Genomic DNA, 19,906 nt, shown 5'->3' on the forward strand with positions numbered 1-19,906 from the left:
AGACGACCCATCAAAGACAACCCATTTCATCATTCAAGCTGATTACAGACCCGCATTCTCGCGAATAAACTGTCGTGCTTTGAGCGCGTATTCAAACGGATTGGCGAGAGCGGGATCTTGCTCGGCTTCGACCACCATCCAGCCGTGGTAATCGCTTTTTTCCAGCAGCGCGAAAATAGGCGCAAAATCCAGATCGCCGTCTCCGGGCACGGTAAACATGCCTTTACGCACGCCATCCATAAATGAACTGTTGTTGGCAATAACCTGTTTCAACACCTCGGTTCGACAATCTTTTAAATGCACGTGACGAATGCGAGCGAGATGTTTCTCCAGCACGTTAACCACGGCCTGCTGGTTTAATTCAGAAGCGTAAACGTGGCCGGTATCAAACAGCAAATAGACGTTTTGGTTGACCAATTCTAGAAAGTGGTCAATTTCTGCGGGCGTTTGAATGCCGGTTCCCATGTGATGATGCAGGCAAACGGACATCCCTTTTTCAGCCGCAAGCTCGGCGAGCAGATTGTAGCCTTCAGCCACGCGCTGCCATTGCAGGTCGTCAAAAATAACTTTTTGGCCATAGACAGGGAGAGCCAGCCCCTGAATGCTGCCGCTTTGTTCAGAGCAGCCAATTACCTTGGCACCCATGCTGTGCAAGAACGTCAAGGTCTCGTTGAACTCTCTGATAGTCTGCTCTTTTTTACCCTCGGCAAAAAAGGTGCTGAACCACGCATTACAGATTTCAAGTCCACGCACCGCGAGCGCAGGTTTCAGCAACGCGGGATCGCGCGGATATTTGCTTCCCACCTCGCTGCCCGTAAAACCGGCCAGCGCCATTTCGCTAATACATTGCTGGAAGCTATTTTCAGCGCCCAGCTCAGGCATGTCATCATTGGTCCAACCAATTGGCGCTATAGCCAGTTTTACCCGCTCGCTGTTCATCGGCCTGTCCTTGTCGAATGATTACTTTTGGCTGTTCAAATACGTGGTGATGCCGTGGATTACCAGTGCATGATCATCTTGAGACGGCAAGCCACTCACGCTGACCGCGCCAAAAACGGCACCGGATTGGTTTAACAGCGGGAAGCTGCCGCCGTGATCGCAAAATTCTGCCTGATTGATAAAAGTCTGCTGTTCCATTCGCTGACCCGATTTTTCATAGTTCAAACCGGCATATAAAGAGGAGTGCCCGAGACGCAATACGGTGTTTCTCTTACGCTTCATCCATTCCAGATTGTCGGCGGCAGAACCTTCCAGAGCCGAAAGAAACAGCGTCTGTCCAAAGGCATAAACCTCAATCGCCACCGGCGCCTTCGCTTCAGATGCTTTCTGATGAATAGCGCTGCCGATAGTCCAGGCGGCATTGAAATCGAAATTAATATTATTAAAACGATAATCGCGTTCTTGCTGTAGCAACTCTTCAATGGTTGGCAAATGACTCATGATGACTACTCCTTAAATGGAATCCTGGAATGAAACAGAGAATGAATTGAAAGCTACCAAGAGGCTATGCTAAAGGAATAAAAGTTTCAATATTTGGTTAAAATGAAATTAAATTACCTTTTTGTGGTTTATTTCTCTGATTTCTAAGGTTAAATTTAATGGTTTTTAACCTGATTGCAGAGGCTGACCTTAAACAATAATCCTGTTTTGTGATTATCATCACGAGAGGTTGATCTTTATTTGTAATGTTATAACATAACAAAATGTGAGGTTGTGTTTGTATTACTTATGAGGTTAGGCCATGTCAGCATCACTAATTCCCGCTTTCCTTCGCCCGCGCGACAAACGTTTGCCGGTCACCGTGTTATCAGGTTTTTTAGGCGCCGGAAAAACCACGCTGTTAAATCATATTTTGAACAATCGCCAAGGTCTGCGGGTGGCCGTGATTGTGAATGATATGTCGGAAGTCAATATCGATGCCGCGCTGGTGCGGGATGGCGGGGCCGAGCTTTCGAGAACTGATGAAAAGCTGGTCGAGATGAGCAACGGCTGCATTTGCTGCACGCTACGCGAAGATTTGCTGATTGAGGTCGACAGATTGGCAAAGGCGGGACGATTCGATCATCTAGTGATTGAATCGACAGGCATTTCCGAGCCTCTGCCGGTTGCCGAAACCTTTACCTTTGCCGATGATGAAGGGCAAAGTTTGTCTGAAATCGCGCGGCTGGACACCATGGTTACCGTCGTTGATGGCTTTAACTTTCTGCGTGATTACGAGTCAAATATTCTGCTTCAAGAGCGCGGTGAATCACTGGGTGAGTTAGACGAACGCACAGTGGTTGACCTGCTTATCGAACAAATTGAATTTTGTGACGTGTTGGTCCTCAACAAAACTGACCTGATTACTCGCGCGCAGCAGGAAAAACTGCACGCTATTTTGCGCAGCCTAAATCCACGAGCGAAAATTGAATATTCCACTTTTGGGCAGGTTGATTTAAATAAAGTGTTAAATACTGGACTGTTCGATTTTGATCAGGCTTCGCAGGCGCCCGGCTGGTTAAAAGAGCTCAGAGGCGAACACCTGCCCGAAACCGACGAATATGGCATCTCCAGCTTTGTTTATCGCGCTCGTCGGCCTTTTCATCCACAGCGTTTTGCCAACGTAATAGACAGTGATTTGAAAGGCATTGTGCGCTCTAAAGGCTTCTTCTGGCTCGCCACGCGGCCTACTTTTGCGGGTTCATGGTCTCAGGCGGGCGGCGTGTCGCGACAGGGTAAAGCCGGTAGCTGGTGGGCCAGCGTGCCTAAAGATCGTTGGCCGCAAGATGAAGAGACGCTGGCTTTTATCCTTGATTACTGGATTGACGGCATTGGCGATGCACGGCAAGAGCTGGTCTTTATCGGCATTGAGATGAATGAGGCTGAGTTGCGCCAGCAGCTCGATGCCTGCTTGCTAACCGATGAGGAGATGGCGCAGGGGCCAGAAGTTTGGGCGAAATATTTCGACCCTATTGCCAGCTGGGACGATGAATGAACCGTTCCGTAAGCAGCACAAACCTTTCGTCTAAAACGCCGTTGACCATTCTGAACGGCTTTCTCGGCGCAGGAAAAACTACCTTGCTGAAAAGCCTGCTGTACAAGCTTCACGCCACCTCATTACGGGTGGCGGTAATCGTTAATGATATGAGCGAGTTAGACGTTGATGGCGTCATCATTGCCAACACCGAGTTAGTAAGCAAGCAGCAGCTCAACTTTGTCAGCATCTCAGCCACCAATATCAGCAGTGAAGAGGGCATCGCCAGACTGGAGGTGGCGATAGAAAAACTGCTTGGCGAATTCAAACCTGACCTCTTACTGCTTGAAACCTCTGGCAGCAGCCATCCCGCGCCGCTGCTGCGCTATTTTCAGCATCATCGACGTGTCGCGTTGACCGGTTTTCTCACCTTGGCCGACGCTGTGATGTTAAAAGAAGATTATCAAAGCGGCGAAACGTTAATCGAGGGTTTTAAACAGCATTTGGCGCGCGGCACGCGAGGCATTGAAACTTTGCTGGCCGAACAAATCATGTTGTCGAGCAAGGTGTTACTGACTAAAGCCGATCGTTTACCGGCCAACGCGGTGCAGGCGATCGCGGGTCAACTGCATCAGCTGAATCCCTATATCGATATTATCGCCACCCAATGGGGTGAAATTGACGTTTCATTAATCCCCTCACTGCCTGCCTATAATTTTCAGTTAGTCAGCACGCTGCTGGATGAAATTGTTCAACGTGATGCAAAGCATCGGGCGGAGTTTCACGGGGCATTTCAGTTACAAAGCGAAGTCATCGACGATCAGCGGCCGTTTCATCCGCAACGGCTGTGGGATACCTGCCAGCAGTATCTCGGAAAAGGAGTGCATCGCAGCAAGGGATTTTTCTGGATGGCCAGTCGCGATGACCTTGCGCTGTTATGGAATCAGGTAGCAGGCAGTATTAACCTCGAGTTCGTCAGCTACTGGAAGGCCGGAGTGTTAAAACATCAGGATAACGGACTGATCGCTGAAGAACGGCAGGCGCTCGAAAAACAGTTAGCGGGGCAAAGTTCGCGCTTCGGCGATCGGCGCTGTCGCATTACCGTCATCGGCGAAGGAGAAGAGGTTGAACATTTCACTTCAGCGCTTAAACTCTGTTTTTGTACCGAAAGTGAAATTGCCGATTGGCTTAATGGCGGCGAGTTCAACGATCCCTGGCCGCAGCGCGTGGCGCGATTGAAATCGACACATTAAAAAAATTAAGGGCGCTGAATTAGCGCCCCCATTTTGACAGTAGTTTCAGTTTTCGTTAACAGGTTTGCCACGCAAGGTGATTACGACGCGCGTTTGATGCCTATTTCCTGTTGAGGCAAGGCGTTGCGGTTGGCAATCTCTTGAGCCGCCTTAAAAATTTCCAGCAGATCTTCTTCATCAATATCCACGATTTCCCCACGGCGGGTTAAAGCAGCATGAATATCTTGTTGCGTGATTGCGTTTGGCTGAACAGGCTCTGAAATATTAATGGCCGGTTTTGCAGGTTGAGCATGAACGGCGTGTGGATAGCGACGTTTGAACGCATTGTTGAACATCAGCGCGAAAGCAGTGAGCAGCAGCGAGTTAATCAGCACCGGATAGAGCACGAAACCATACCCAAGTTGGGTAATGACGGGGCCGCCAAGTACCGCCGTAATGGCTACCGCGCCACTCGGCGGGTGGACACAGCGCAGCGGGAACATTAAAGCAATCGAAACGGCAACGGCGACCCCGGCAGCTAAGCTACTGTCGGGAATGAGGTGCGCGCAGCTCACCCCGACCAAAGAAGCGACCAGATTTCCGCCTACTATTGACCAAGGCTGAGCAAGCGGACTTGCAGGAATGGCAAACAGCAATACGGCCGATGCGCCCATGGGAGCAAGCAGCCAGGGAATAGATTCCCCAAAAGCATAGCGACAGACGAGTTCAGTGATTATCAGGCCTAAAGCAGCACCGACACAACTCACTAAACGTTCACGGCGATTGGCGAGGAGGGGTTGCGGCCAGAAACGCGCGCAGCCACGAAGCAGTTGGTTTAATAGAGAATTCATAAAAATGCAGGCTAGTTCACAGGCAGAGTTACAGGCCAAATTGCAGGCCAAGTTAAACGTTATTTATATCACATTCGTGAATTTTAGGCGCTCTCAGCGTATTAACCTAAGAAAAAGTGAAGCTAAAGATTTTGCATAAAGTGAAATGAAGAAAATATTCTGACCTAAACGGCGTGATTTATTTAAAAGCCGTAACCTTTCAGCCATTCGCGCGGCAAAACGCTAATTCTTTGTCTATCCTTTAGTTTTGCTCTTTCAAAGGGCGCTTTTGTTACTTTACTCCTCTTAAAAGGTGGTTTTATGAAGAATCTTTCAGCAGCACTTCTGGTCGTCGCAACGCTTACCGCGCTGGTAGGTTGCCAACATCGCAGTTCTGCTATTAAAGCAGACGGTCGTCCGCATGCGCCAAGCGGTCAGTCTTCTCCGGGCGGACCACTGGGTAAAGGTCCTGTTGGTCAGCCGCAGGCATAAAAATTCTAACCCCGACCACGGCGTCGGGGTTTTTCATCCCCTCTTTATTGCACGTCTCTCTGCACCAAATCCAACCAAATTATTCTTTTCTTGCCCATCTTTGGTGCGACTCCCGTCACTCTGTAACTAAAGTTTCATTGCCGCATTGTATACATCGATTGTATACAAGGGCTTCGGGCCAAAGCGCCTATTTATTCAATCTGGTACGAAAATTGCTTTTCTCCTGTATGACTTAAAGGAGAGAACAATGAAAGCAATCGTGATTGGTGGCGGTATTGGCGGAACCTGTGCGGCGATCGCGCTGAAACGTTTTGGGATCGAGACTGAGGTTTACGAGGCGGTCAAAGAGATCAAGCCGGTGGGCGCTGCCATTTCAATCTGGCCGAACGGTGTTAAGTGCCTGAATTACTTGGGAATGAAAGAGGCGCTGCGCGAGCTGGGTGGGCAGATGCGTTACATGGCATACAACGATTTTGCACAGGGAACCACGCTCACGCGCTTTAGCATGGCCCCTTTGGTCCAAAGCGTGGGCGAGCAGCCTTATCCGGTAGCGCGCGCAGAGCTGCAAGCCTTGCTGCTCGACACTTACGGGCGCAGCGACGTGCAATTTGGCAAGCGCGTCAGCCACGTTGAAGAGTCGGCGGAGTGCGTCACCGCCTGGTTTGAAGACGGCACCTCGGCCAGCGGCGACTTGCTGATTGCGGCCGACGGCACCCATTCCGTTATTCGCCAGCACGTGCTCGGCTACGCCACGGAACGCCGTTATGCGGGCTATGTAAACTGGAACGGGCTGGTCGAAATCGACGAATCCATCGCGCCTGCCGACCAGTGGACCACCTTTGTCGGCGAAGGAAAACGCGTCTCGTTGATGCCGGTTAGCGGCAATCGTTTCTACTTCTTCTTTGACGTGCCGCTGCCAAAAGGTCTGGAGCAAGACCGCAGTACGGTTCGCGATGACTTAACGCAATACTTCGCTGGCTGGGCCGATCCCGTACAAAAATTGATTGCGCAGATCAATCCCGAAACCACAAATCGCGTTGAAATTCATGATATTGAGCCATTTATGCAGTTGGTGAAAGGTCGAATTGCCCTGCTCGGTGACTCAGCTCACAGCACCACGCCTGATATTGGTCAGGGAGGTTGCGCGGCAATGGAAGACGCGGTGGTGCTGGCAAAAATGCTGCAAACCAATTCGCTCGGCATTGAAGACGCGCTGTTACGCTATCAGGAAAGACGCGCGCCACGGGTTAAAGATTTAGTGCTAAAGGCGCGTAAACGTTGTGACGTGACTCACGGCAAGGAAATGGCGCTCACCGAGCAGTGGTATGAATCGCTCAAGCACGAAACGGGCGAACGGATCCTTGATGGAATGTGTGAAACGATTTTGGGTGGCCCGCTCGAATAGTTAGCCGATAATCCTATGGAATGAATGCGCATCGCCTGCCATGCTTAGGGCTTATTCAAGGAGAACGCGATGCGCAAATTTATATTTTCCATCTTTTCCAGTCCAGAATCTTTATTACAGGTTATGAGTAAGCGTGACGTCGAAGAGGCAATTCAAGACGGTGAACGGATTATTATTGATGAGGACGGTATCACCTCGGTCAACGTTAATAGCAAAGAGGTAAAAGATGATTTCGCCCGCCATGTTCAAGCGCTGAGGAGGGTTTAACATGGGAACGGCGGTCTTTATGGTCCTGATGGTTTGCGGCTATTGGTATACCAGTCGTGATCTCTCTACCCGCTTCAAATATAAGCGCACCTTCGGGTGGGACGTCTATTTTCTGGTCGCGTTATACGGCTGTATCTTTGTATTACAAGGATTAGTAGCCACGGCGTTAATTTGGTTAGTGCTGCTTATAATTTCTACTATTGCCAATGTGACCTCGTTTTCGCTGGCTAATAATTATCATCATCTACAGATGGATTTCATTAACTGGAGTTTTCTGGGCATTCAGGCACCGGTAGTTATCATGCTTTCGCTGGCGGTACTGTTTTGCCTCTACCGATCCAACTGGGCCGGTAGTTCAAGGCTTAATGGCGCGGGCAGGAAAGAGCTGTATAAAAGCCTGACCCATTCAAACGGCGTTGAGGGCATTCTGTTTCAATGCATGGAAGAAGGGCACTTGGCGTGGATAACGCTGAAATCGCGACGCATTTATATTGGCATGGTTCATACCGCCGCCTTTGAAAATACCTCGACGGCCAACGTAGTGTTAATTCCGATGCTCAGCGGTTATCGCGATGGTAAAAATATGAGCCTCCGAATCGAGCATAATTACAGCGCCTGGTATGCGAATCATGATATTACCTTAGACTCTTCGCCGCGTACGGCCTTTGATTTCCGCAAGGTGATCATGGTCGATCAAATAGAAAGCCTCTCTTTATTTGATGCCGCCAGCGCGACGGCATTGTCTTTAAGTAATGAAGAGATAGAAGCGGAGGACTTTTAAAAAGGAGGTTGTCGATAGGTGTCGATAAAGACAACCTCCTGATAGGACAGATATTAACCCAGCCATTTCCACGCTTTGACTTCCGGCAAATCGTCGCCGTATTTGCGTACGTAATGATAGTGCTCTTCAAGCTTGTCATTAAAAAGCAGTACGGCTTCCGCCGCTTTCTCTTTCATTCCCGGCACTTTTTCAATCGCGGAAAGCGCCAGATGATAACGGTCCAGCTCGTTCAATACGGTCATATCAAAAGGCGTGGTGGTCGTACCTTCCTCATTAAAACCATGTACATGGATTTGCTGATGATTAGTCCGCTTATAGGTTAAACGATGAATCAGGGCAGGGTAGCCGTGATAGGCGAAAATAATCGGTTTATCGCGGGTAAACAGTTTATCAAAGTCAGCGTCGGTGTGGCCGTGAGGATGCTGATCGTTTGACTGCAACGCCATTAAATCAACCACGTTAATGACCCGCACCTTCAACTCAGGAACATGTTCGCGCAGTAAACTGACCGCCGCCAGCGTTTCCAAAGTTGGCACGTCGCCCGCGCAGGCCATGACCACGTCCGGCTCTGAAACTTCCGTTTCATTACCTGCCCATTCCCAAATGCCGAGTCCGGCCTCGCAATGTTTCACCGCCTGTTCCATGTTCAACCACTGCGGTTCGGGCTGTTTGCCGGCAATAATGACGTTGATTCGATCATAAGTCTTGAGGCAGTGATCGCCCACCCACAGCAGGGTATTGGCATCAGGTGGCAGATAGATGCGCACAATGTCGGCCTTTTTATTGGCCACCACGTCCATAAAGCCCGGGTCCTGATGACTGTAACCATTGTGATCCTGACGCCAAACGTGAGAAGAAAGCAGGTAATTCAGCGAAGAAACAGGCGCGCGCCATTCCAGTTTTCTACTGACTTTCAACCATTTGGCATGCTGGTTAAACATGGAATCGATAATGTGAACAAAGGCCTCATAGCAAGAGAACAAGCCGTGACGACCCGTTAGAAGATAGCCTTCCAGCCAGCCCTGACACAGGTGCTCGCTCAATACTTCAAGCACCCGACCATCCGAGGCCAGAGATTCATCGTAGCTGCGAATTTCCTGCATGGTCATACGGTTAGTGGCATCGAACACGTTGCTTAATCGGTTCGATGCCGTTTCGTCAGGACCAAACAGACGGAAGTTTTTCTCCTGATCATTTAGCCGAAAAACGTCGCGAAGATATTCGCCAAGCACCGCGGTTGAGCCCGCCTCATTGTTGCCCGGCTGGTCAACCTGTTGAGCATAGTCATTGATATTTGGCAGGTTGAGTTCTTTTCGCAGCTTGCCACCGTTGACGTGCGGATTAGCGCCAAGACGGCGTTCACCTTCGGGTGCCAGCGCTTTCAACTCGGGAAGCAAGCTACCATTTTCATCGAACAGTTCATTGGGATGGTAACTTTGCAGCCAATTTTGCAAGATTTCACGATGCCCATCGTCGTCGCGACAGTTGGCTACCGGCACCTGATGCGATCGCCAAAAACCTTCGGTTTTCTTGCCATCGACCTCTTTCGGGCCGGTCCAACCTTTAGGACTGCGCAGCACGATGAGCGGCCAGTGCGGCACCTGATGGGCTTCGGATTCATCCGATCGCGCTTTTTGTTGAATAGCTTTAATCGTTGATAATGCCAAATCAACGGCCTCGGCCATATCGCGGTGCATGGCGGCCGGTTCAGATCCCTCAACAAAAATAGGCTGATAACCGTAGCCGCTAAACAACTGTTTAAGATCGTCGTCGCTGCTGCGCGCCAGCAGCGTTGGGTTGGCAATTTTATAGCCATTGAGATGCAAAATTGGCAGAACTGCACCGTCGCGCTGGGGATTAATAAATTTATTCGCATGCCAGCTGGCGGCTAATGGGCCAGTTTCCGCCTCGCCATCGCCAATAACGCAGGTGGCGATAAGGTCTGGATTATCAAATACTGCGCCGTAGGCATGCACCAGCGAATAACCTAATTCGCCGCCTTCGTGAATCGATCCGGGCGTTTGCGCGGCGGCGTGGCTCGGAATCCCTCCCGGAAATGAAAACTGGCGAAACAGTTTTTTCATCCCCTCGCCGTCAGCCGTGATATCCGGATAAATTTCGCTGTAGGTGCCTTCGAGCCAGGTATTGGCGACCATTCCCGGTCCTCCGTGACCCGGCCCGCAGATATAAATCATATTCAGATCATGAGCTTTGATAATTCGATTTAAATGTACATAGATAAAATTCAGGCCCGGAACGGTGCCCCAATGTCCAAGCAAGCGCGGTTTGATATCTTCAGGTTTGAGCGGCTCTCGCAGCAGCGGATTATCCATCAGATAAACCTGCCCGACAGAGAGATAATTTGCCGCGCGCCAATAGCGTTCCATTAGCGCCAGCTGCTGGTCATCAACAGGATGTTTTTGCGTTGTCTGGTTCATAAAAAAAGGGTCTCCTTCAAACGTGGTGCGGATGCTCTGTATCGTTTCTGAAAAAGCATCGGCCTGTGTAAAAGATAGCGAGTCAGTCATAAATTTATTAACTAAGCCTAGCTGTCATTGACACTTTTTGCTCAGGTCGAAAGGCTTAAGCTGCTGATATACTGGTAAGAGAATCTTTCAAAAACAGGGAGCTAAAGATGTCCGAAGGCAACATTTTTAAAGTAGGGAATGCCGTAATTAGTAAAGTTTATGAAACCTCTTTAGGGTTTGAGGCCACGACGCTGTTTCCGAAATGGCAGCACGCGCCGCAAAAAGTTTATCTCAGCGTTCACAGCTGGTTGGTCAAAGATGAAGGCAAAATTTACCTCATCGATACCGGAATCGGGAAAGACAAGCCGCGCGCTTCGGCCTTATTTAACCAGCAAAATCATCCATTTCTTGAAGAATTAGCCAAACACGGCGTGACGCCAGAACAGGTGGATTATGTATTAATCACCCACATTCACACTGACCATGTAGGCTGGAATACCGTGCTTAAAGACGGCGAATGGAAAGCGACGTTTCCTAATGCGCGCTATATCATTCCTGAAGAGAGTTATCAGTTTCAGTTATCGGAAAAGGGCAAGGCAACCTCCGCGCAGCCCTGTTTTAAAGACAGCGTTTTGCCTCTCGTTGAAGCAGGTTTGGTTGATTTTATTCCTGCGGCGGGTGGTTTATTTGACGGGAAATTTGAATATTTCCCTACGCCGGGTCACTGCACGGGCCATATGTCGATTCGTTTAAACTCCGAACAGCAATCCGCGCTGTTTGCCGGCGACGTCATGCACGCGTTAGAACAAATAACAGACCCGCAGATGGGGTCAATGTTCTGCGAAGATAAACCCCAAGCAGATCTCACCCGTATCGAAATACTGAATCAGGTCGCTGAAAGTAATGCGCTTTATTTCAGCTCGCATTTTGGCGGCAGCTCGGTAGGGCGCATCAGTAAAAATGACGAGGGATATGTCTGGCATCCGGTAAATAACTAATTTATGTCAGGGAGAGTTAGCATGCTGGAAATATGGGGCAGGAAAACGTCTTCTAACGTACAGGCGTTAATGTGGTGCGTCGGAGAGTTGGGTTTAGATTATCGGCGCTATGATATCGGTCATCGGTTTGGCGGCAATGATACTCCTGAATTTCTCGCAATAAATCCAAATGGCACAGTTCCCGTGCTTCGCGATGCAGAGGGTGAAGCGATGTGGGAAACCGGCGCGATATTACGTTATTTGGCTGCGAGTTATGGCAATGAAAACTTCTGGCCGACAGAGGCTCGACAGCGAATAAAGGTTGACCAATGGGCCGAATGGTCCAAATTAAATATTGCCGCTAATTTTACCGCGCCGGTATTTTGGCGCGTAGTACGAACAGCAGCCAAAGATAGGGATGAGCAGGCCATTAGGCAGGCGCTTCATACGCTGCACAAGAATTTGTTCATAGCCAATCGCCAACTTGAACAGCAGCAATATATTGCCGGTGAGGCATTTACGCTGGCAGATATCCAGTTTGGACATCTTCTGTACCGCTATTTTGATATCGCCATTGAGCGCGAAAGCCTGCCAGCCATCGAACGTTATTATCAGCGACTTCAACAACGCGAGGCGTTTTTGAACACGTGATGGTCTCTTATGAAGAGTTGCGGGCACTTTAGTAATCGGGATAAAACGGTAGAAGGTTTTGCAGTAGATCGGATAAACTTAAGTTCGATATATATTTGAATATATAGCGAAGGGTGAAGTGTAACCCAAGTTATCTAAAAGGAGATAGTGCGTGTATTTATATATGTTTTACGTGGGTGGGAATGCCGGAAAATCCAATATTGAGGTTCATGATATTCAGTTCGTCGCCGCCGAACAGCCTGAACATGCTTGGCCAGCCTTGCGAGAAGCCTGGTTTGGTGATGCAGATAAAATCCATGTTGATGGCTACGCAAGAATTATGTGGGCCGACGGTTATGCCGTTTCATTATCTTCCACGCCACCCGCGCACAATAAAAAACTGTTTTTTGTTAATGCCGGCGCCTATGATCCTTCCTCACTTGCCGAACTCCATGCCTTTGATTTGTTTGTCGTTGAAGATGCCAAAGAAGCGAAAAAGCGCGCAATGGAAACCTTGTTAAAAGGCGTTTTCCATCAGCATAAAGATAATCTTAAAGACGTTGACGACTGCATTCTGCTCGATAAAGTGGGCGATCTTTATATTCATCTGACCCCAAGCAGTAGCGGCAAGCGATTTACTCCAGAATGGCAGGGCTATCAACCTATTGGTATTTGAATTATCAACTAATAAAGCCGCCATTATCAGATGCCTAAGATAAAAGTCCGGAAACAGTACTCTTCCGGACTCTCTTCACCTATTTACTGCTGCGCGGCTATCACATCTACTACAACCAGAGGCTCTTTGCCGCTGTTGGTCAGACCATGAGATTGACCTTTACGCACGATGGTAATATCGCCCGCTTTAACCGGATAATCTTTACCATCGGCCTCTTTGAAGGTACCGGTACCAGATACGATAATATAAGCATCTTCATTGTCTTTATGCTGATGATAACCAATCGAGTCGCCTGGCTTAATGGTCAACCAGCTCAGTTCTTTAATCGCCTCATCGGCTTTTGCCTTGTCGCGAGTAAAACCAAAGGCCACGTCAACAGAACCTTTGCCGCCGCCAAGACTCTTTTTCTCGACCTGTTGCTGCTGTTCTTTGGTAATAACCTGCGCATTCGCCCATGAAGCGGGTAATAAAACGGCCAGACACAACAAAGTTTTGGTTAGCTTTTGCATAGAATTTATCCAAGTATGGTTTTGAAAATCGTCATTATTGATTTTTATTATGGGTGTACGGATTAGATGCGTTCACCAAAATAACCCGCGCCTCTTTATGCCAGAAAAATGTTGATAAATCATTGCTAAAAAGTGAGATACATTTAAAAAAGATATAACGTGAAAGTGACACAAAAGAAAAAAGCACCGCACTGATTACGTCAATGCGGTGCTTTACGCTAAATATTATCGTCTAAACATGGGTCTATAGATTGGCCTATAGCGATTACCCCGGATAAATACCGCGGTCTTTACGCGCCATTAATATACGTTCACAGGCCACAATATAAGCCGCCGTGCGCAGTGAGCAATCTTTATCCGCTGCTTTTTCCCACACGTGAACCATGGCTTCGGTCATGATTTTATCCATGCGCGCATTAATTTCATCTTCGCTCCAGAAGAAACTCGCCATGTCCTGTACCCACTCGAAATAACTGACCGTTACACCGCCCGCGTTACACACTACGTCAGGAACGATCATTACGCCGCGCGCGGTGAGAATATCATCGGCTTCAGGATAAGTTGGGCCGTTTGCACCTTCCAGCACTAATTTACAGCTCAACAGTTCTGCGCGTTCGCGGGTTATTTGGCCTTCGAGCGCCGCCGGGATCAAAATATCCATTGGCGTAGTCCAGAACGCTTCACTTTCTATTTCCTGCGCGCCCGGGAATCCGGCAATCTGTTTATGTTCAATCTGCCAGGCCGATAGAGCAGCCATATCAATGCCGCTGTCATTAAATAGGGTCGCCGTATGGTCCTGAATCACCACTATGCGTGCGCCGATTTCTGCAAATAGGCGTGCTGCTTCACTGCCTACGTTGCCGAAACCTTGTACCGCCACGCGCGCACCTTCGGTTTCGATTCCCGCACGACGCGCGACTTCACGACCCGTAACAAAAACGCCGCGACCGGTGGCTTTTTCACGCCCCAGCGAGCCGCCGAGATGAATCGGTTTGCCCGTTACTACGCCGGTAATCGTGGTGCCTTGGTTCATGGAGTAGGTGTCCATCATCCACGCCATAACTTTACTGTTGGTGCCGACATCGGGGGCAGGAATGTCTTTCTGCGGGCCGATAATCACGCCGATTTCGCTGGTGTAACGGCGAGTGAGGCGTTCCAGTTCACCTTCGGAAAGAGCAAAAGGATCGACGCGAATACCGCCTTTTGCGCCGCCATAAGGCAGGTTGACCGCCGCACATTTAATGGTCATCCACGCGGACAACGCCATGACTTCATTAAGGTCTACACCCGGATGGTAACGAATCCCGCCTTTGCCCGGACCGCGCGAGAGATTGTGCTGTACGCGATACCCTTCAAAATGGCGAATCGTGCCGTCATCCATTTGCAGCGGAATATCAACAATCAACGCACGTTTAGGATGACGAAGGGTATCAATCCAGCGCGAAAGGTCGCCGAGATAGGGCGCGACGCGGTCGATCTGGCGCAGATAAGTGGTCCAGGGAGAGGTAATGCTGTCTGAGACGTAGGATAACTTTTCCATAAAAAAGCCTTATTTTAATAAAGTCATTTATTTGGTGAAGCAGAGGAAGAGAAGAGCATTTAACTGTTCGATGCTGATTTTATCAGCTTTTAGAAAAAGGGTTAGAGGGGGGCAAAGCGCAGCGCACCGTTTTGGGGCAACCAGGCCTAGATTAAATGAATAATTAATCATAAAATAGCGCCGCATATGGGTGCATTTTTATTCAAAATGTATTCAAATTAGTGCATAAAAATAATTTTTCCTCTAATATTCAGAACTTTGAATTAGGTCATAAAGTGAATGAAATGCTGTTTATTCGTGTTGACTTTGTTAATAGGCGACGCCAGCATGCTCCCTCATCCCGCCGCTCCATGACTTTCACTGCAAGGCTAAAGGAAATGCAATGACATTTAGAAACACGGAACGGCAGCGTCCGCCTGCCAAAGACCCTGAAAACACGCAAAAACTCCAGCGAGGCCTGAGCGAAAGGCACATCCAGATGATCGCTTTGGGCGGCGCAATCGGCACCGGCCTGTTTATGGGCGCAGGGAAAAATATCGCCGTTTCCGGAACTAGCATCCTGATTATCTATTTGCTGGTGGGCTTCTTCATGTACATGACCATGCGGGCCATGGGTGAAGTTTTGCTCTCGAAACTGGACTACAAATCTTTCGCCGATTTTGTTGCCGATTATATGGGCCCGCGCGCCAGCTTTTTCCTTGGCTGGTCCTATTGGCTCAGCTGGGTAGTGACCTGCATCGCAGACGTGGTGGTCTGCGGCGGCTATATGCAGTATTGGTTTCCAGAAATGTCGGCGTGGATCCCGGCGCTGATCACCTTAGGCGTGCTTTGCCTGTTTAACCTGTTGTCGGTGAAGATGTTTGGCGAGGCGGAATTCTGGTTCGCGTTGATTAAAGTCGTCACCATTATTGCGTTGATTTTAACGGGCGGCTGGATGGTGGCAACGGGCTGGACCTCACCCGACGGCGTGCGCGCGTCGGTGCATAACCTCACCGATCCGGGCGTATTTATGCCTCACGGCATTGCCGGTTTCCTGGCGGGTTTCCAAATCGCGATTTTCTCTTACACCGGTATTGAGCTGTTAGGCACCATGACGGCTGAAACCAAAGATCCGCAGCGGATTTTACCGAAAGCCATTAACGCCATTCCATTGCGAATCATTATTTTCTACATGCTCTCAATGATTGTCATTATTGCCGTCACCTCGTGGGCCGCTATCTCGCCTGACGTCAGCCCGTTTGTGCTGCTGTTTGCCAAAGCTGGCCTGCCTGCCGCCGCGGCCGTGATCAATTTTGTGGCGCTAACGTCTGCGATGTCTTCGGCAAATAGCGGCGTCTATTCCAGTACGCGCATGCTTTACGGTTTGTCGATAGAAAAACACGCACACTGGCAGTTCCGTATTCTTTCTAAAACGTCATCGATTCCGGTACGCAGCCTGTTCTTCTCCTGCTTCTGCATGCTGAGTGGCACGCTGTTGCTGTTCTTGGTGCCTAACGTAATGACATTGTTCACTATTGTCTCTACGCTGGCGGCTATTTTGGTGATTTACAGCTGGGCGATGATCCTCTTTGCGTATTTGATTTATCGCAAAAAGCGTCCTGAGCTGCACGCGCAGTCAGTCTTCAAGATGCCGGCAGGGATTGCGATGTCGTGGCTGACGCTGGCATTTTTCGCCTTCACCTTGTTTATCATGCTGTTTGACCCCGATACGCTGGCTGCGTTAGCCGTGTCGCCGCTGTGGTTCATTATGCTGTTTGTTTTCTGGAAAATTAAACAGCGTAAAGAGCAGCTTAAAACCGTGGATTTGCGGGTTTAAAGCACTGTTTTGATTGCCGCCTTGCCCTTGAGCAGGGCGGCAGTCAAATTTTCAAACGGCTCGCCGTCTCTTCTGCACTCTCTACTCACAGTGCGTCGTTTCCAACTTTGCTTTTCACTAGCACAAATCGCCGGTAATTAAATGACCGTATAATGGATATTATCCCTAAATATCGGCTATTTAACCCGTGAGGATTCATGCACAACTTGTCGAAAATGGGCGCATTAACCCTGCTTACCGTTGCCTGTCTGACCATTATGGTCGGCTGCGTCATCGTGCCCGGTTTGCCGTCTATCGCCCGCCAACTGGGCGTTGAAAAAGCCTCGGGCTGGTTAGTGACCTTGCCGTCACTCGGCGTAGTGATTTTCGGGCCACTCGCAGGACGAATGATTGATAAAGCAGGCTTATATCGCTCCCTTTGTTGGGGCCTGTTTTTATATGGTTTACTCGGCGTGGGCGGGGCATTTTTACACGGCTATTGGGCGGTATTTGCCGACAGAATCTTGCTGGGCGGCGCAACGGCGCTGGTAATGTCGACCGGTACGGGCCTGATTTCGAGTTTCTACCACGGCGAGCAGCGGATGGGGATGATTGCGAAACAGGGAATGTCGATAGAACTGGGCGGCGTGGTGTTTCTGTTTATCGGTGGTTTATTGGCTACCGTGGGCTGGCGCTGGCCATTTAGCCTCTACCTGTTTGCGTGGATTTTATTAGCGATGGTGATCGCCTTTATTCCGCGACAAGAGGCGCAGATCCAGAGCGCGCAGGAGGGCGAAGAGAAAGCGGCCACGCCGATGGCAGCGCTGAGACTGAGCTATTTTGCCGCGCTGTTTTCGATGATTGTGTTCTTTACGGCGGTGATTATGCTGCCGCTGCATTTCCAAAAAATAGGCGTTTCGGAAGCGCAAACCGGTTACTTTCTGTCGTTCGTTTCACTGGTCGCCGTTTTTGCGGCATGGATGATGCCCAAGCTGGTCAAGCGGCTTTCCGCTTTCGGTACGCTTTCCGTCGCCTTTCTGTTTTACGGCGTGGCGCATCTGCTGTTCGCTTTTGCGCCTTCAATGGCGCTGTTGGTTGTTGGCGCTATCGCGTTGGGCTCAGGCTTTGGCTTCTCCGTGCCGCTGGTCAATCATATGGTTGTCGAGCTTTCAAGCCCCGCGCGGCGCGGTCGTAATCTTGCTCGTCTATCAATGGCGATATTTCTGGGCCAATTTCTTTCCGCTTTTATGGGCTATTTGCCCGGCAACAGTTCGACGATTTTTATCGCCACTGCGGCCATGGCGCTGGTGGTTTTCGCCATTGTCTTCGGGTTAAAAGATAGCCCGGCAAAAGGCCATCTTAAACCTGAGTCTCGCGGATAAAATCAATAAAAGCCCTGAGCGGCGTCGGAATTAAACGGCGGTCGGGGTAATACAGATAGGGGCCGGAGAAGTTCGGCCACCACTGCTCCAGAATCGCCTCGAGTTCGCCGTTTTCAATCGAGGGTTTGAGCCACTCCTCGAATAGCTGGATCACGCCGCCGCCTGCAATCGCCGTAGCGACAGCCAAGTCCACCGCCGCGCCAATGCTGACAACCAGAGGCCCGTTTGGTTGAATTTTGACGACTTCACCTTCGCGCTCGAACTCCCATTCAGGTATTACACCACTGGCAAAACGCCCACGAATACAACGATGATTCAGCAGCTCGCGCGGGTGCTGCGGACGCCCCTGCAAATCGAGATAAGCAGGCGCGGCCGCCACGGCAAAACGCTGTTGTCTCGCGCCGATAGGCAGGGCGATGACATCCTGCTCCAGTCGCTCGTCGTAACGAATTCCGGCGTCGCAACCTTCCCGGAACACATCCTGCACATTACTTTCTGCCACCACTTCCAGCGTAATATCTGGATAACGTTGCAAAAAGGCGGGAACAATCGACGGCAAAACCAACCGCGCGGCGCTGACCGGCACGTTAAGCCGCAACGTGCCCGACGGCGTATCGCGAAAACGGTTAACCACGTCAAGCGCGGCGTCGACCTCCGTCATTGCGGGCAGCAGCCGTTCCATCAGCGCGCGGCCCACCTCCGTTAACACGACGGTGCGTGTGGTGCGATGAAATAACCGCACGCCCAGCTGCTGCTCGGCCCGACGCACGGCATCACTCATTTTTGACGGATTACTGCCGGTCACCCGCGCCGCCTCGCGAAATCCTCCTGCCTGAGCCACTGCCACTACGGCGTGAAGTAGCGCGATATCCATTGGCATTGTCCGCCACCTCGTACAGTTTGTCGTCATTTGGCCTAATAGTTGCACAGTCAGCTTAGGGATACAATCGAACAACATTTACTCAGGAGGTGTTCCATGTCACTCGCAACTCAGACCTATCTTCTCGGCGATCGTCACGTTCCGCGTCTTGGCTATGGCGCAATGCAGCTCGCCGGGCCGGGCGTTTTTGGTCCACCCGCTGACGGGGCGCGCGCCATTCAGGTTTTGCACGATGCGTTCGAAGCTGGCGTTCGACACATTGATACCAGTGATTTTTACGGGCCGCACATCACTAATCAGCTAATCAAAAAAGCGCTGCATCCTTATCATCAGGATCTCTGCATTGTGACCAAAGTGGGAGCGTTTCGAGATAGCAAAGGCGCTTGGCTGCCGGCTTTCAGCGCTGCCGATCTCAGACGTGCGGTGGAAGATAATCTGCGTAATCTGGGCCTTGAGGTACTGGAAGTGGTGAACCTGCGCAGCATGTATGGCGTGCATCAACCGGCGGAAGGTTCGCTCGATGCACCGCTCGACGCGCTAGTAAAAATGCAGCAGGAAGGGCTTATTCGTCACATCGGATTAAGCAACGTGACGGCAAAACAGGTCGCCGACGCGCAGCAAGTAACCCCGATTGTCTGCGTGCAAAACTTCTACAACGTGGCCAATCGGCAGGATGAAGCGCTGATGGAAAGCTTGGCTGCACAGGGAATCGCCTGGGTGCCGTTCTTCCCGCTGGGAGGCTTTAGTCCGTTGCAAAATCAGCAGCTCGATGAGGTCGCGCATTCGCTAAACGCCACGCCAATGCAGGTCGCGCTTGCCTGGCTGCTCCAGCGTTCGCCAAATATTTTGCTGATTCCAGGGACCGGCTCGCCGCAGCATTTACAGGAAAATCTGGCGAGCGCCCAGCTGGAAATTACGGCCGACGCGTTAGCCAAACTCGATACGCTGAGGAGCTAATTGCTGGTGAATCAAGTCGCTGCCAGAAAATCGCGATAACACAAAATGACGGTCGGTCAGCCTGATCCTCTGCTAGCTTAACTCTTGTTATTATTTGTTATTAATAGAAAAGTGCTGCGCAAAAGTAGCCTC

Annotated in this window: 18 protein-coding genes and 1 pseudogene; 12 read left to right on the forward strand and 7 right to left on the reverse strand. The window is 50.2% G+C overall.

Features of this window, described 5'->3' with window-relative positions; all coding sequences use genetic code 11:
* Positions 1 to 42: 42 nt before the first annotated feature.
* The gene (gene iolE, locus SC206_RS20405) at positions 43 to 939 is read right to left on the reverse strand and encodes a myo-inosose-2 dehydratase (protein WP_332740249.1); all 897 of its coding nucleotides are present in this window, start codon (positions 937 to 939) and stop codon (positions 43 to 45) included.
* Positions 940 to 960: 21 nt separating this feature from the next.
* A complete protein-coding gene (locus SC206_RS20410; RefSeq protein ID WP_332740251.1) occupies positions 961 to 1,440 on the reverse strand; it encodes a heme-degrading domain-containing protein in 480 nt (159 codons plus the stop codon).
* A gap of 301 nt (positions 1,441 to 1,741) precedes the next feature.
* Here SC206_RS20410 and zigA point away from each other — a divergent pair, with 301 nt between their 5' ends.
* Together zigA and SC206_RS20420 are read left to right on the forward strand one after the other, a co-directional pair.
* Positions 1,742 to 2,974 carry a zinc metallochaperone GTPase ZigA gene (zigA, locus tag SC206_RS20415; protein WP_332740253.1) on the forward strand — a complete coding sequence of 411 codons (1,233 nt, stop codon included), beginning with the start codon at positions 1,742 to 1,744 and terminating at the stop codon, positions 2,972 to 2,974.
* Positions 2,971 to 4,206 (forward strand): CobW family GTP-binding protein, encoded by a 1,236-nt coding sequence (locus tag SC206_RS20420; protein WP_332740255.1) that lies wholly within the window; start codon positions 2,971 to 2,973, stop codon positions 4,204 to 4,206. The genes zigA and SC206_RS20420 overlap by 4 nt, the downstream gene beginning before the upstream one ends.
* Before the next feature lie 80 nt (positions 4,207 to 4,286).
* On the opposite strand, the gene SC206_RS20425 is transcribed toward SC206_RS20420, so the two are convergent.
* A complete protein-coding gene (locus SC206_RS20425; protein ID WP_332740257.1) occupies positions 4,287 to 5,036 on the reverse strand; it encodes an HPP family protein in 750 nt (249 codons plus the stop codon).
* 300 nt (positions 5,037 to 5,336) lie between these two features.
* On the opposite strand from SC206_RS20425, the gene SC206_RS20430 reads away from it, so the two are divergent.
* From SC206_RS20430 to SC206_RS20445, 4 genes are all read left to right on the forward strand, one after another.
* Positions 5,337 to 5,507: a hypothetical protein gene (locus tag SC206_RS20430; RefSeq protein ID WP_332740259.1), complete on the forward strand. Its 171-nt coding sequence runs from the start codon at positions 5,337 to 5,339 to the stop codon at positions 5,505 to 5,507.
* Between the two features lie 247 nt (positions 5,508 to 5,754).
* Complete coding sequence (gene hpxO, locus SC206_RS20435) at positions 5,755 to 6,912, forward strand: FAD-dependent urate hydroxylase HpxO (protein ID WP_332740261.1); 1,158 nt, start codon at positions 5,755 to 5,757, stop codon at positions 6,910 to 6,912.
* A 69-nt stretch (positions 6,913 to 6,981) separates the two neighbouring features.
* Complete coding sequence (locus SC206_RS20440; RefSeq protein ID WP_332740263.1) at positions 6,982 to 7,179, forward strand: hypothetical protein; 198 nt, start codon at positions 6,982 to 6,984, stop codon at positions 7,177 to 7,179.
* 1 nt (position 7,180) lies between these two features.
* Positions 7,181 to 7,960: a hypothetical protein gene (locus SC206_RS20445; RefSeq protein WP_332740265.1), complete on the forward strand. Its 780-nt coding sequence runs from the start codon at positions 7,181 to 7,183 to the stop codon at positions 7,958 to 7,960.
* Positions 7,961 to 8,013: 53 nt separating this feature from the next.
* Here the strand turns inward: SC206_RS20445 and SC206_RS20450 are convergent, their stop codons facing one another.
* On the reverse strand, positions 8,014 to 10,398 hold the full coding sequence (locus SC206_RS20450) for a phosphoketolase family protein (RefSeq protein ID WP_332740267.1): 2,385 nt from the start codon (positions 10,396 to 10,398) through the stop codon (positions 8,014 to 8,016).
* A 197-nt stretch (positions 10,399 to 10,595) separates the two neighbouring features.
* On the opposite strand from SC206_RS20450, the gene SC206_RS20455 reads away from it, so the two are divergent.
* The 3 genes and pseudogenes from SC206_RS20455 to SC206_RS20465 all read left to right on the forward strand — a co-directional run bounded on the left by SC206_RS20455 (position 10,596) and on the right by SC206_RS20465 (position 12,711).
* Complete coding sequence (locus SC206_RS20455) at positions 10,596 to 11,426, forward strand: MBL fold metallo-hydrolase (RefSeq protein ID WP_332740269.1); 831 nt, start codon at positions 10,596 to 10,598, stop codon at positions 11,424 to 11,426.
* Positions 11,427 to 11,447: 21 nt separating this feature from the next.
* A pseudogene (locus SC206_RS20460) lies at positions 11,448 to 12,088 on the forward strand (glutathione S-transferase family protein).
* Between the two features lie 119 nt (positions 12,089 to 12,207).
* Entirely contained in the window at positions 12,208 to 12,711 is a 504-nt protein-coding gene (locus SC206_RS20465) for a DUF1543 domain-containing protein (RefSeq protein ID WP_332740272.1), read from the forward strand.
* Positions 12,712 to 12,794: 83 nt separating this feature from the next.
* Here SC206_RS20465 and SC206_RS20470 read toward each other — a convergent pair whose 3' ends face one another.
* A complete protein-coding gene (locus SC206_RS20470; protein WP_332740274.1) occupies positions 12,795 to 13,220 on the reverse strand; it encodes a cupin domain-containing protein in 426 nt (141 codons plus the stop codon).
* A 265-nt stretch (positions 13,221 to 13,485) separates the two neighbouring features.
* Positions 13,486 to 14,760 (reverse strand): Glu/Leu/Phe/Val family dehydrogenase, encoded by a 1,275-nt coding sequence (locus tag SC206_RS20475; protein ID WP_332740276.1) that lies wholly within the window; start codon positions 14,758 to 14,760, stop codon positions 13,486 to 13,488.
* 382 nt (positions 14,761 to 15,142) lie between these two features.
* On the opposite strand from SC206_RS20475, the gene SC206_RS20480 reads away from it, so the two are divergent.
* A complete protein-coding gene (locus SC206_RS20480; protein ID WP_332740278.1) occupies positions 15,143 to 16,576 on the forward strand; it encodes an amino acid permease in 1,434 nt (477 codons plus the stop codon).
* 197 nt (positions 16,577 to 16,773) lie between these two features.
* A complete protein-coding gene (locus SC206_RS20485; RefSeq protein WP_332740280.1) occupies positions 16,774 to 17,937 on the forward strand; it encodes an MFS transporter in 1,164 nt (387 codons plus the stop codon).
* Here the strand turns inward: SC206_RS20485 and SC206_RS20490 are convergent.
* A complete protein-coding gene (locus tag SC206_RS20490; protein ID WP_332740282.1) occupies positions 17,915 to 18,817 on the reverse strand; it encodes a LysR family transcriptional regulator in 903 nt (300 codons plus the stop codon). The two genes, SC206_RS20485 and SC206_RS20490, sit on opposite strands and share 23 nt — an antisense overlap.
* Before the next feature lie 96 nt (positions 18,818 to 18,913).
* Here SC206_RS20490 and SC206_RS20495 point away from each other — a divergent pair, with 96 nt between their 5' ends.
* On the forward strand, positions 18,914 to 19,774 hold the full coding sequence (locus SC206_RS20495) for an oxidoreductase (protein ID WP_332740284.1): 861 nt from the start codon (positions 18,914 to 18,916) through the stop codon (positions 19,772 to 19,774).
* The last annotated feature ends 132 nt before the right edge of the window (positions 19,775 to 19,906 follow it).

The sequence above is a fragment of the Rouxiella sp. T17 genome (genome assembly GCF_036663475.1).
Classification (GTDB): Bacteria; Pseudomonadota; Gammaproteobacteria; order Enterobacterales; family Enterobacteriaceae; genus Rouxiella.

What these genes read in the sequence shown, in the direction of transcription:
- iolE (WP_332740249.1), bottom strand. Translation starts at nt 939, where the DNA reads ATGAACAGCGAGCGGGTAAAACTGGCTATAGCGCCAATTGGTTGGACC.
- SC206_RS20410 (WP_332740251.1), bottom strand. Translation starts at nt 1,440, where the DNA reads ATGAGTCATTTGCCAACCATTGAAGAGTTGCTACAGCAAGAACGCGAT.
- zigA (WP_332740253.1), top strand. Translation starts at nt 1,742, where the DNA reads ATGTCAGCATCACTAATTCCCGCTTTCCTTCGCCCGCGCGACAAACGT.
- SC206_RS20420 (WP_332740255.1), top strand. Translation starts at nt 2,971, where the DNA reads ATGAACCGTTCCGTAAGCAGCACAAACCTTTCGTCTAAAACGCCGTTG.
- SC206_RS20425 (WP_332740257.1), bottom strand. Translation starts at nt 5,036, where the DNA reads ATGAATTCTCTATTAAACCAACTGCTTCGTGGCTGCGCGCGTTTCTGG.
- SC206_RS20430 (WP_332740259.1), top strand. Translation starts at nt 5,337, where the DNA reads ATGAAGAATCTTTCAGCAGCACTTCTGGTCGTCGCAACGCTTACCGCG.
- hpxO (WP_332740261.1), top strand. Translation starts at nt 5,755, where the DNA reads ATGAAAGCAATCGTGATTGGTGGCGGTATTGGCGGAACCTGTGCGGCG.
- SC206_RS20440 (WP_332740263.1), top strand. Translation starts at nt 6,982, where the DNA reads ATGCGCAAATTTATATTTTCCATCTTTTCCAGTCCAGAATCTTTATTA.
- SC206_RS20445 (WP_332740265.1), top strand. Translation starts at nt 7,181, where the DNA reads ATGGGAACGGCGGTCTTTATGGTCCTGATGGTTTGCGGCTATTGGTAT.
- SC206_RS20450 (WP_332740267.1), bottom strand. Translation starts at nt 10,398, where the DNA reads ATGAACCAGACAACGCAAAAACATCCTGTTGATGACCAGCAGCTGGCG.
- SC206_RS20455 (WP_332740269.1), top strand. Translation starts at nt 10,596, where the DNA reads ATGTCCGAAGGCAACATTTTTAAAGTAGGGAATGCCGTAATTAGTAAA.
- SC206_RS20470 (WP_332740274.1), bottom strand. Translation starts at nt 13,220, where the DNA reads ATGCAAAAGCTAACCAAAACTTTGTTGTGTCTGGCCGTTTTATTACCC.
- SC206_RS20475 (WP_332740276.1), bottom strand. Translation starts at nt 14,760, where the DNA reads ATGGAAAAGTTATCCTACGTCTCAGACAGCATTACCTCTCCCTGGACC.
- SC206_RS20480 (WP_332740278.1), top strand. Translation starts at nt 15,143, where the DNA reads ATGACATTTAGAAACACGGAACGGCAGCGTCCGCCTGCCAAAGACCCT.
- SC206_RS20485 (WP_332740280.1), top strand. Translation starts at nt 16,774, where the DNA reads ATGCACAACTTGTCGAAAATGGGCGCATTAACCCTGCTTACCGTTGCC.
- SC206_RS20490 (WP_332740282.1), bottom strand. Translation starts at nt 18,817, where the DNA reads ATGCCAATGGATATCGCGCTACTTCACGCCGTAGTGGCAGTGGCTCAG.
- SC206_RS20495 (WP_332740284.1), top strand. Translation starts at nt 18,914, where the DNA reads ATGTCACTCGCAACTCAGACCTATCTTCTCGGCGATCGTCACGTTCCG.